12 protein-coding genes are annotated in these 12,280 nt (G+C 38.0%); 1 reads left to right on the top strand and 11 read right to left on the bottom strand.

Going from position 1 to position 12,280, the window contains the following annotated elements:
- Positions 1–595: 595 nt before the first annotated feature.
- The 3 genes from L1611_RS13180 to L1611_RS13170 all read right to left on the bottom strand — a co-directional run bounded on the left by L1611_RS13180 (position 596) and on the right by L1611_RS13170 (position 2,755).
- Positions 596–1,039, bottom strand: coding sequence for a JAB domain-containing protein (locus L1611_RS13180; protein ID WP_236313907.1), 444 nt, complete (start codon positions 1,037–1,039; stop codon positions 596–598).
- A 298-nt stretch (positions 1,040–1,337) separates the two neighbouring features.
- A complete protein-coding gene (locus L1611_RS13175; RefSeq protein WP_236313905.1) occupies positions 1,338–1,829 on the bottom strand; it encodes a mismatch-specific DNA-glycosylase in 492 nt (163 codons plus the stop codon).
- Positions 1,830–2,074: 245 nt separating this feature from the next.
- The gene (locus tag L1611_RS13170; protein ID WP_236313904.1) at positions 2,075–2,755 is read right to left on the bottom strand and encodes a hypothetical protein; all 681 of its coding nucleotides are present in this window, start codon (positions 2,753–2,755) and stop codon (positions 2,075–2,077) included.
- Between the two features lie 322 nt (positions 2,756–3,077).
- Between L1611_RS13170 and L1611_RS13165 the strand changes: the two genes are divergently transcribed.
- Entirely contained in the window at positions 3,078–4,841 is a 1,764-nt protein-coding gene (locus tag L1611_RS13165) for an ATP-dependent nuclease (RefSeq protein ID WP_236313902.1), read from the top strand.
- 63 nt (positions 4,842–4,904) lie between these two features.
- Here the strand turns inward: L1611_RS13165 and L1611_RS20950 are convergent, their stop codons facing one another.
- The 8 genes from L1611_RS20950 to treR all read right to left on the bottom strand — a co-directional run bounded on the left by L1611_RS20950 (position 4,905) and on the right by treR (position 12,272).
- Entirely contained in the window at positions 4,905–5,243 is a 339-nt protein-coding gene (locus tag L1611_RS20950; RefSeq protein WP_407681731.1) for a GNAT family N-acetyltransferase, read from the bottom strand.
- The gene (locus L1611_RS13160; RefSeq protein WP_236313900.1) at positions 5,209–5,421 is read right to left on the bottom strand and encodes a hypothetical protein; all 213 of its coding nucleotides are present in this window, start codon (positions 5,419–5,421) and stop codon (positions 5,209–5,211) included. The genes L1611_RS20950 and L1611_RS13160 overlap by 35 nt, the downstream gene beginning before the upstream one ends.
- 373 nt (positions 5,422–5,794) lie before the next feature.
- A complete protein-coding gene (gene glnA, locus L1611_RS13155) occupies positions 5,795–7,132 on the bottom strand; it encodes a type I glutamate--ammonia ligase (protein WP_225065520.1) in 1,338 nt (445 codons plus the stop codon).
- Between the two features lie 84 nt (positions 7,133–7,216).
- Entirely contained in the window at positions 7,217–7,606 is a 390-nt protein-coding gene (locus L1611_RS13150) for a MerR family transcriptional regulator (protein ID WP_236313898.1), read from the bottom strand.
- Positions 7,607–7,745: 139 nt separating this feature from the next.
- Positions 7,746–9,014 (bottom strand): methionine gamma-lyase family protein, encoded by a 1,269-nt coding sequence (locus L1611_RS13145; protein ID WP_236313896.1) that lies wholly within the window; start codon positions 9,012–9,014, stop codon positions 7,746–7,748.
- A gap of 16 nt (positions 9,015–9,030) precedes the next feature.
- On the bottom strand, positions 9,031–10,284 hold the full coding sequence (gene hflX, locus L1611_RS13140; protein WP_236313888.1) for a GTPase HflX: 1,254 nt from the start codon (positions 10,282–10,284) through the stop codon (positions 9,031–9,033).
- A 97-nt stretch (positions 10,285–10,381) separates the two neighbouring features.
- Complete coding sequence (gene spoVK, locus L1611_RS13135) at positions 10,382–11,320, bottom strand: stage V sporulation protein K (protein WP_225065524.1); 939 nt, start codon at positions 11,318–11,320, stop codon at positions 10,382–10,384.
- Between the two features lie 232 nt (positions 11,321–11,552).
- Positions 11,553–12,272, bottom strand: coding sequence for a trehalose operon repressor (gene treR / locus L1611_RS13130; RefSeq protein ID WP_236313885.1), 720 nt, complete (start codon positions 12,270–12,272; stop codon positions 11,553–11,555).
- Positions 12,273–12,280: the final 8 nt, after the last annotated feature.

Below are 12,280 nucleotides of genomic sequence, written 5' to 3'. Positions count from 1 at the left end.
AATTAAACAATTGCGGAGAATGTACCATTATATAACGGAATATTCTGATAATATTGAGATATCATAAGTTATTCCATAAGAAATAAAGCTGATGAAGATTAGTGTAAAACCGATCTTCAAAACTTGTTCGGCCAAGCTTAGGTCGTATCATATAACGGGTGGGATTCCCGTCGAGTAAGAACTAGCCATTCGCTCGTAGTGAGTCTTGGAGGCCTAAAGGTAACTTTAGTCTTTAAGCATAGACATTTAGGTTATAGGCCGAAAGCCAACTGGTAGAAGGGATTGAACTCCATAATGATTGTAAATCGAGAGGGCTGATGCTTTAAGCGCTACAGAAAGCTACATTTCCCTTCTACTCGACTAATTGAATAAAAAGGAGAAAACATATTAGATATGTCTAATATGTTTTCTCCTTTTTATTTTAGGTTTTTTATAATTTAGGTCTTGATAAGCTAAGAACTCCTGTATTTGAAAAGTTTATTATATAACTTTAGAACACCTCTCTAAACAACAAAGCTTATCAGTGAAAAACCTCATTTAATTCTCCATTGGAAAACTAAAAAGACAGGAAGGAGACTAGCTCCTTCCTAATAATTTATACATATCCCTTTTCTTTTAAGCTGGTATATTCAGCTTCCGCATTGACAATCAGATGATCTAAAACCTCAATACCTATCAATTTACCAACCTCAATAAGACGCTTTGTCACTTCGATATCCTCTCTAGATGGGGCAGTGTCCTGTGAAGGATGCTGGTGACAAAGGATGATGGCTGCACTGTTATTCAGAATTGCGCTTTTGAATACTTCTCTTGGATGAACAATACTTGCATTGATTGAACCTACATGGCAACGATGAACCGCAACAACTTTATTTTTCGTATTAAGACACATGACAAAAAACACTTCGCGATCATCCTCACCGATAAATCCAGCAGCCACTCTTGCACCATCTTCTGGAGAACGTATAATGTATGTTTGCCCTCCTTCTACCTCTGAAATCACCTGTCTGATCCGTTGAATCTCATAAATTGTTTCCATCTTGAAACAGCTCCTTTCTTTGTTTGAGAAGAAAGGAATTTTTGCGAAAACGAGTGTAGAAGGATACGAAAGTATGTGTAAGCATCAAGTGGAAAGTTACGGACATATGCAAAACCCAATGACTTAGCCAGCGTTCTCGGATTTTTTACGCTGGCTTAGCCGACTTGGTTTTGGTTGTGGCCGTTCGAACACGCAGATCCTTTACCGAGTGATGCGCAAATAATTATAATGAGGAGAACAAAGGAAGGTAGGAGACAGTAAGGCGCGGTTGAAATTAACAAAGAAGTCTCGATAATTCTTATTTATTACTTTGAACTAGTTTTGCTAACTCAAACCAATAACGTTCATCCCAATAACCACTTGCTGCTCCCGAAGTAGAAGGTGCAACAAAAATCTTAGTAGTATTAATTTTTTCTTTTTGCAATCCATAATGAATAATTTTTTTATTTAAGTATTGTTTTGCTGCTTGTTTCCCATTAAAACATAAAATTGCTGGTTTATTTTTATTAATAACCGTATTTAATCTATTAATATCATATTGCTCTTTACTAATATCTTTATCATTCCTACTCCAACCTTTAACTAGGTCCGTTAATCCAATTCCATAGTTTAAAAGTTTTTGATATTCATTAGGACTAAACTTAGTTGGAGTAAGTTGGGTTCTATAAAGAATAGACCAAAATTTATTTGTTGGATTAGCGTAATAAAGCTTTTTCTTCGAAGATTCTAAGCCGACTGCAGTACCACAAAATACAACCTTCAAATCATTTTTTAAAAGATCCGTCAACATATTATCCACCTTTTAGGTTATATCCTCAGCTTTATGATAAACATACAACTGCTATAACCATATTCTTCAAGTTGAGAAATTTGTGTCCTTCAAGATTTTGTCCTGTTGATGAGACTCTTGCATAACCATATTTGGTCATAATAGACACCTCTTTTTTGGACTTGTATTTTGGACGCTTCAACCCCATATTAACCAATAGTCCTAAAAGCGTCCATTTTGACCTTACTTAAAGTGGACATATCTTTTTAGAAATTTCCTTTATTCAATTCATCTTCATTATCGATTCTAGCTAAAAAATAATTTAACCAAGCATATCCTACTCCTAACCATGTTATCATCGGAGTGAACACATTATCTAAAGATACTACAAAAAATAATAAGGAAATTGAAATGCTTATTGCAACATATAAGTGTATCAGAGAACGTGCTAATTTTGTTGATTGTTTTTTAATAACTACATGATACATAAAATAATAGATTGTAAATATAGTAATGCTAGGAAAATACAGGTTTTCAATATTAATAAGTAAACTATAATCTAAAAAAAATAGTAATGGGAATTGAATAAGAATATACAATAATAAAATAAAATAGAAAGAAAATAAAATAATTCCTACTAGATATGCACGAGTATTGAATGTGTTTAACAAATCTCTAAAATTATTGGAGTTCCCTTTTATTTTTTTAGGTAAATATTTTAGATTATTATCCATTAATTTAATTAGCATTATAAATATTATAAAACAAAACCAAATTGCGAAAAGCTTAATATTCTTGAATAATATTATGGCAATTACATTAAAGAAGAATAAAATCAATAAAATACTTAATGATTTACTATGACCATGCCTATTTTCCTTATCGAACCATTTAATAAAACTATGTATTCTAGTAAAAATACTAAAAAACACTTCCCTTAAAGTCATATAGTACCTCCATTTTATCATACCTGTTCTTCTTAGTAGTCCCCATTAAAAAACCCCTTTTAACAATAACATCCTTAAGATAAATTTAACATTTACGGAGAACTTCTACAGTATTTTTTAGAAAATTCAAAGTACTTGTGAAATATACCCTTGCCCTTGGTGGATATGTAAGAGGTAAGTCGCACTTTCCTGTTTATTTATGTCTTACTAGAGGTATGAATTATCTGATAAATAAAATCTTAATTCGATACTGTTTTAGTTATATGGTAAAATAAATATTTAAAGGGGTTTTTTACCTTTATATATTTAGGAGGTTGAGAATGTGAAACTTTCAGAGATTGTAATTGAAAATTTTAGGGGAATTGGTGATCCTGTAAGTATTAAAATTGATGATATTATTGTCTTGATTGGTAATAATAACGTAGGTAAGACTACTATTTTAAGTGCTTATGAAGCATTTGCTACATCTTCCTATAAATTAACTAAAAAAGACTTTTATCAAGAGAAAGAAAAAAACACTCCTATTATTACAGGAATTTTTGAAAATGTCACTCCAAATGAGGTCGCACAAAAATGGATATATGATGATGAATTAGGGTATAAGAACTGTATAAAAGTTCAATATCGTTGGAAAGTTCCTGGTGGTATGAGAGAGAAATATTCGTACGATCCTGAAAAAAATGAATTCACAAAAAATGGTACAGGTGGATTTGACAGTATCTTAACAAGTAAAATTCCTACCCCTCTAAAGATTTCACCCTTAGATAATCCTACCGAATTAGAAAGTAATATTCTATCAATTTTAACTGAAGCAATAAAATCTAACATAAAAAAAGATGATTCCAAAATAAATGACCTATTAGACCAGATTGAAGAGTTAGGTAAGACTGTTAAAGCAGAAATTGAAGATGACATCGTACAATCCACTAAAAAAATTGCAGATGATTTGGCAAAAATTTTTCCTGATCTTGACTACGTTGAGTTAGATGTTAAATCTGGAAAGATAGAACCTGAAAAACTTATTAACTCGGGGAGTTTTATTAGAATAGGAAGGAAACCTTCTGATAGTGATGATGAATCACATCATGTTCCGCTTTCACACCATGGTACAGGCTTACAAAGAACCTTTCTTTGGTCAGCTTTAAAGATGTTAGCTGATACTGGTTGGCATAAAATTGGTAGAAATGCATTAGACTCCAACAAATCAAAGATTTTACTAATTGAGGAACCAGAAGCTTTTCTACATCCATCAGCCATTAGGGAGGCCCGAGAAGCACTCTATGCAATAGCAGAACTAGAAAATTGGCAAGTAATGACCACCACACACTCACCAATGTTCATTGATTTAACAAAAGATCATACTACTATCATACGTATAGAGAAAGATGATAACACCAATAGAACAGTAAAAACTTTCTCTACAGAGGAAGTTGGCTTCACACCAGATGATAAGGAAAACTTAAAAATGATGAACTATTGTAATCCTTATATCAATGAATTCTTTTTCGCTAAACAGAATTTATTAGTAGAAGGTGAAACTGAATATTCGGTAGTTAGATCACTGATTAAAAATAAGAAAATAGATTCCACATTACATATTTTAAATTGCCTAGGAAAAGGAAATATTGTTACTGTATCTAAGATCCTAAATCATTTTTCTGTTCCCTACTCAATACTACATGATTCAGATAATCCAACAATAATGAGAAAAGGAAATAAAGTAAGAAACGGTGCCTGGACAAATAATGAAAAAATAATTGAGGAAGTAATGAAAGGTAGAGATAAGGGAATAGAAATAAAAACTTTTGTCTCGATCCCAAATTTTGAAGGCGAATTCTTAGATGGGATTAAAGGAAATTCAAAACCCTATGAAGCATGGAAATATTTTCAAGAAGAGAACTACAACACAACTAGGTTTGTTGACCTTATTCGGTATATTACAAAAAAAGAATTTGTTACCTCATGTGCTAATGAATATTCTGACATGGAGTGTATTGTGAAAAGGGTAGAAAAACATATTGTTGAAAACGATTTACATGATAATGAATTGTGGGATTTAGAATTCTTCTACGCCACTTCAAGATAATTTTTTTGAAATACATTTAGATTATATCAGTTTACCCCTCTTAATTTAGAGGGAATTTTTCTTTTAAACTCCTATATGATTTTGAAATACTTTAAAATCAACTACTACACCTCCACAGAGCTCCGCAACCCTACAACTGGCACTATTTCTAGTGTCACACCGTATTTCGATACGATTGGCTTGAAGATTCTTAAAAGCAAATTGAGTCACTCCGTCCACGGCTTCACTCATAAATCCCTGTCTAGAAGCAGATTGCCTAATCCAGTAACCAATTTCAAATCGGCGCACTTGCCAATCTACCCTTACTAGGCTGCAAGTACCTATGAACGCTCCGGAAAGTTTATCTAGTATGTAAAAAGTGAATTCGTCACGCAATAAAAAATTCACTCGATGTACGTGCATTTGCTTCAGTCTCTTCGGTTTCTGGAATATGGTTAGCCCATTTCATCCACTCATGCAGAAATTCATAAGACTCTCTTATTGCCTCATTAACCATGGCTCCATCGCCATTCTGAGGTGCTCGCAATAAAAGTCGTTCGGTTTCAAACTGTTCCGGTATATCAAGAAGAATAGGATTCATGACCATACCCCCCCCGTAAATTCTGAATCTTCCCGACTCTTCTTCTACACTCCTGCCTTTTAACTCAATAATAATTATGTCAAATTCCCATCATTTGCACAATGCGTTATTCAAGAATATGGCCCTTTTATGGATTAAACATAGGAACCTCTTATCCCGCAAAACTGCCCTTTATCTAAATACCAATTATTTAAAAATTTCATGATTTGAGTAATCGTTTATTTATAGGCTTTCAATTTGATCAACATTTTTTTAACCAAAATCATTAAATTTTTTGGTCATATTTTGGTCAATCATTACTTACGAAGGAATTTATTAATTTGACCAAAAAAAGAAAAACCCCTGACACCAATGGTGCCAAGGGTTTAAGAGTTTAGTATAGTTGGATATATTGTTCGCGTTCCCAAGGATGTACTTGTGTGCGGAACATATCCCATTCGATTTCTTTAAGTTCAATGAAGTGTTCTGTTGCGTGCCCACCGAGGGCTGCAGTCATAACTTCATTTGATTTGAAGTTTTCCAGGGCATCCTTCAATGTTGCTGGAAGATCACGGATACCTGCTTGTTCACGTTCTGCTTTATCCATAGAGTAGATGTTGCGATCTACAGGCTTCGGTGCTTCCATTTTGTTCTTGATTCCATCAAGTCCTGCTGCAAGCATTGCTGTCATTGCTAGATAAGGATTAGCTGATGGGTCAACACTTCGTACTTCGATACGAGTACTGATGCCTCGTGATGCTGGAATACGGATCAATGGACTACGGTTGCGCATTGACCATGCAACGTAACATGGTGCTTCATATCCAGGCACCAGACGCTTATAAGAGTTTACAGTCGGATTTGTGACTGCAGTGAAGGATTCTGCATGCTTTACGATACCTGACAAGAATTGCATTGCAGTCTCACTCAATTGTGTTTCTGTGTTCGGATCATAAAAAGCATTGTCCTTACCTTTAAACAATGACATATTTGCATGCATTCCGGATCCGTTTACACCGAATAACGGCTTTGGCATGAAGGTCGCATGTAATCCATGCTTACGAGCGATTGTTTTGACCACAAGTTTGAATGTTTGGATATTGTCACATGTCGTGACGGCATCCGCATACTTAAAGTCGATTTCGTGCTGACCAGGGGCAACCTCATGGTGAGAAGCTTCAATTTCAAAGCCCATGTCTTCAAGTTCCAAAACGATGTCACGACGACAGTTTTCACCTAAGTCTGTTGGGGCAAGGTCAAAGTAACCACCTTTATCGTTCAATTCAAGGGTAGGTTCGCCTTTTTCATCATTCTTGAATAAGAAGAATTCCGGTTCAGGTCCGATATTGAAGTCAGTAAAACCGAGATCTTCCATTTCCTTAAGTATACGCTTCAAGTTTGCACGAGGGTCTCCTTCAAATGGAGTACCGTCAGGATTATAAATGTCACAAATCAAACGTGCAACTTTCCCTTTTTCAGATGTCCATGGGAATACGACAAATGTATCCAAATCAGGGTAGAGATACATATCAGATTCTTCGATTCGAACAAAACCTTCAATAGATGACCCGTCAAACATCATTTTGTTATCGAGGGCTTTTTCCAACTGACTTGTAGGAATCTCAACGTTTTTGATGGTACCAAGGAGATCCGTGAATTGCAGTCGGATGAATCTTACATTTTCTTCTTTCACCATTTTAAAAATTTGATCCTTCGAATACTTCGAGCTCATTTTGTTTCCTCCCTATTTGATCTAAAACTACATAACTACCAGATTACTACTTACATCTTCTAGTGATTCAATGCGATGTTGATTTCAATTAAAGAATCGAGACAACTCCCCTTGAATCAATGATGCCTTTCCATAACGACCTGCTTGATAAAGTTCTTTTTTCAAATGATTGTGGAGCTCTGCTTCAGTAGGTTCTTTTCTATAGTAAGGGTGCAGAGGCTGCATACCCCTTTCTCTCATTTCAAAGACCTCTCGGATTCCAGCTAAATTGACTCCACGTTCTAGAAGAGACTTGATTTCAAGCAACCGGTCAACGTCGTTGAAAGAGAACAATCTGCGATTCCCTTCTGAACGGGCTGGCGTTATCAGCTTGTTTTCTTCGTAATATCGAATCTGCCGTGCCGATAACTCGGTCAGTTGCATTACAATCCCCATGGGAAATAAGGGCATATTTCTTCTCACTTGATCTCCCAATCGAATGCCTCCTCTCTTATGAACTACTTATAGTATATGAAATGTGAGTTTTCGTGTCAAATAAATGTTAGGAATCCTTACATTTATTTTTCGACATTATAAAAAAGAGAGTGACACACACTCTCTTTACTCCATTCCCTCATACTTTTAATGTTAAACCTGAATTTTTCAATTCTTGGACAGCTGTTAAGATGGCAAGCTTGACGTGCATATACGTCAAGCCCCCTTGAACATACGCTTCAAAAGGAGGACGTATCGGGCCGTCAGCGGACAATTCAATGCTCGCTCCTTGGATGAATGTTCCTGCAGCCATGATCACATCGTCCTCATAACCAGGCATATAGCTCGGATAAGGTATGACATGCGCATTGACAGGAGAGGCTTTTTGGATCGCTTGGCAGAACCGGATCATATAGCTGGCATCATGGAATTTGATCGATTGGACAAGGTCAGTGCGATCACTGTCCCATCGCGGAGAAGTATCAAATCCTAGTTCATCTAAAAATGCTGCGGTAAAAACTGCACCTTTCAAAGACTGACTGACGACATGCGGTGCAAGGAAAAACCCCTGGTACATGTCCAAAAGTGTATCTAAAGAGGCACCAGCTTCCCTCCCTAGACCAGGTGATGTCAATCGATAAGCACATAGTTCTATCAAATCTTCCCGTCCTGCTAAATATCCACCGATTTTCGCAAGTCCTCCGCCTGGATTTTTAATAAGAGACCCGGCGATCAAGTCGGCTCCGACATCTGTCGGTTCTTCTTTTTCGACAAACTCACCATAGCAATTGTCGACAAAAACGACGACATCTGGTCTAATGCTTTTGACGAACTTTATCATTTTTTTAATCTGAGGAATCGTAAAAGAGGACCGGTCTGAATATCCTTTTGAACGTTGGATGCCGATCATTTTAGTACAGCTGTTTATTTTTGTCCTGACTGTTTCATAATCAATTTCCCCGTCTTTGAGGAGATCGACAGATTGGTATGAAATATCAAACTCTTTCAACGAGCCTTTCCCATCTCCACGTATCCCGACGATTTTTTCAAGGGTATCGTAAGGCTTGCCCGTGATATACAAAAGTTCATCTTTCGGTCGCAGGATGCCGGAGAGTGCAACGGAAATCGCGTGAGTACCTGATATGATATGCGGTCGGACGATTGCTGCTTCTGTACCGAACACTTCTGCATATACTTTTTCAAGTACATCTCTACCTGTATCGTCGTAACCATACCCGGTCGATGGAGTGAAATGGAAATCGCTTACCTGATTATTCCGGAAAGCGGACAATACTTTCTGTTGATTGTGCGCTTCAACCACATCGATTTCCGCATGGACATGGGTGATTTTTTTTTCTATTTTCTTAGAAAGCTCTACTAGTTTCTCGTCATGGTTAAAAACATTCATTCTGTTTCATAATCTCCTAGTCGTTCATTGTTTGGATTCTATCTTGGATTGGCAAAGCCGGATGTACATAGCCTTCGCAAATGTATTTCCCGTATTCTTCATCCCATTGTCTCTTTTCAAGGATCGTCAATCTTTGTAAATCACTTAAAAACTTCCCTTCACCAGAAGGTACACGGATTTTATACGACTCCATCGATGTCTTGATCTGCTTTTCAATGGCTTCAAGCATCCGTCTTCGATCCTCTTTTTTGAAAGCAGATACGGAAAGGGCTTGATAGTTTGGCAGCGGGACATGATTGCGATCTGTTTTATTGTAGACGGTCAAGACAGGGATCTTTTCAGCACCCAAATCCTTCAACAATGCCATGACCGTTTCTTGATGCTTGTCCCGATTAGGATCTGATGCATCCACCATATGAATGATCAAATCAGCTTCTGTCACTTCTTCGAGAGTTGAACGGAATGCAGCGACCAATCCGGTAGGAAGGTCTTGGATGAATCCTACTGTATCGGTTAATAAAGTCATCATACCAGCAGGAAGTTTCATTTTTCTTGTCATCGGGTCGAGTGTCGCAAACAATAAATCTTCTTGATAAGCATCTGCATCTGTCAATGTGTTGAACCAGGTTGATTTCCCGGCATTCGTGTAGCCTACCAAGGCAATTTGAAAAACCTGGTTCGCTTTCCGTCTTTCACGGTATCGCCGGCGATGTGAGGCGACATTTTTCAGCTGATTCTTAATATCGGTGATTCGGTTCCGAATGTGCCGGCGGTCTGTCTCCAGCTTCGTTTCCCCTGGTCCTCTCGTTCCGATTCCACCACCGAGCCGTGATAGCTGCGTACCTTGTCCAGAAAGACGAGGAAGAAGGTATTCTAATTGGGCAAGCTCGACCTGAAGCTTACCTTCTCGTGACTGTGCCCTCTGAGCGAAAATATCCAGGATCAGTTGCGTACGATCAATGACTTTCACCTGCAAGGCTTCTGTCAGATTCCTGATCTGACTTGGTGTCAACTCATGATTCACAACGACCAAATCGACGTCTATTTCTTCAAGCAGTACTTGAACTTCCTCGACTTTCCCTTTTCCAATCAATGTTGCGGAGTGATACCGTTCACGTTTCTGTGTCACTTCCATTACTGGTTCACCCTGTGCCGTTTGTGTCAATGCAGCCAGTTCACTCATCGAAGATTCAAAAAGGGTGTCATTCCGGTCTGGCAATTGACACCCTATCAGTAACGTCTGTTCTTTAATATTTGATGGTGCTGCCAATCTATTCCCCTGCCTTTTTAATTGGCTCATACTTTATCTAATAACGTTTTTGAGCCTTTTCCTATTCGTCATAAATCCTGCCTACATCTTAACAAATTCAGGGGGTTTCTGCTAGATGGAGGTCCCTTTCAGTAATCAATAAGAGGCAGTCTCGATCTTCTTTCCCCTCTTTTAATAATCGCATTGATTGTTTGCGCATTGATTTTTCAAGTAAATTCCTGATGTAACGCCCGTTCGAAAACGTACTGCCTTCCCTTGAACGAACCTGTTGAAGGTGTGTTTTCAGTTTTCTTTCAGCATCATAGGATAATTTGTATTCTCTGTCTTTTATCATCCGTCTGGCGATATCCATCAATTGATCGACGGTATAATCCGGGAAGCTGACAACCACTGGAAAACGTGAAGGTAGACCTGGGTTCAGGGTAAGGAAGTTTTCCATTTCTTTTGAATACCCGGCAAGAATCAGGATAAAATCATTTTGCTGGTCTTCCATCGCTTTCACGAGTGTATCGATCGCTTCTTTTCCGAAATCCTTCTCTCCGCCTCGGGCGAGCGAGTATGCTTCATCAACGAACAAGACTCCGCCGAGTGCTTTTTTCACAAGGTCCCTTGTTTTTTGCGCGGTATGACCAATGTATTCCCCAACAAGATCCGCTCGCTCGGCTTCGATCAGATGGCCTTTAGACAAGACATTCATTTCATGAAACAGCTTTCCGATCATTCGTGCAACGGTTGTTTTACCTGTTCCAGGATTCCCTTTGAACATCATATGGAGTACTTGCTTATTGGTTTTCAAATTCGCTGACTCTCTGCATTTATTTATATATAACCACGCATAGATTTCATTGATTAATTCTTTTAATTCCTCCATTCCGACTAAAGTAGCTAATTCTTTTTGGATTTTTTTCAGAGGCGCATGCTTCTCGCGCTCTTTCGAATCCAAAAGCCAGTCGTCTCTCGTTGCAGATGAAGGAGAGCCCGAGTTGAGAACGACGTTGATCTGGCTTTTAGAGTTTCGATTTATCGCCTGTTGCAAGAACCTTCACCTCACTTTCAGATTCTTCGATATTATACGCCCAGGATCATGAAGTGTGACAAATGCCTATATTACTGTTCCATGGGAGGGAAGCTGCCCAATTTATTCATGTTTCGAACTCTTCAAGAGAAAAACAAGACGGCATGATAAAATTTGGATGGAAAACCAGGTACAATAATTAGCGCGACAAACCAAAAAGCTACCACAGCCCTTGTCTGTGGTAGCTTGTCAGTTATAAATGTGCTCTTCGGGCGAAGTCTACAAACCTGAACTTATCAAGCCGGTGCCTCGATTCCGTGTATTGGAAAATACTCGTATCTTCCAAGTAGACATAGTTTTTGACGACGACAATATGGGTATGCCCATCGAGATCAAGCAACTCGACATCTTCTTCCCCGACTTCTTCCACGGTGATTTCTTTTTTTGCAAAACTGATCGAAAGCCCGAGCTCCCCTTCGATATATTCGTAGATCGAATTCTGGGCAATCTCTTTTGTCAGAGTGGGGACCTTTTCCTGTAGCAGGTAATCCTTATCGAGTATGATCCGTTCACCATCAATTTCCCTCGATCGAATAAGTTTCCATGCTTTCTCGCCTGATTTTGCATTCAATTGGTTCCTAATAAAATCATCCGCTTCACACAGTGAAAGTTCATGAACATGTGTGGCTACTTTCTTCCCCACCTTCTGTGAGACCTCTTTAAAGCTGACAAGCCCTGAAACCGGGAAGTTGAATTTATCAAAGGGTAATACGATCGACCCTTTCCCTTTCACCTTCTGGATATAGCCATTTTGAGCTAAAAGATGTAATGCTTTGCGAGCCGTTTCCCTAGAGGTGTTGTAGATCTCCGTCAGTTCATTTTCCGATGGCAGCTTGGATCCAGGTGGATATGTGTTATTCTCGATTTTTTCTTGAAGGTCTTGATAGATCGGTAAATATTTATTATTTTGCATCTTTCATC

The organism is Pseudalkalibacillus salsuginis, assembly GCF_021646685.1.
GTDB classification, from domain to species: domain Bacteria; phylum Bacillota; class Bacilli; order Bacillales; family Fictibacillaceae; genus Pseudalkalibacillus; species Pseudalkalibacillus salsuginis.
The sequence above is the reverse complement of the archived record's forward strand: the minus strand, read 5'-3'. Positions and strand labels throughout refer to the sequence as shown.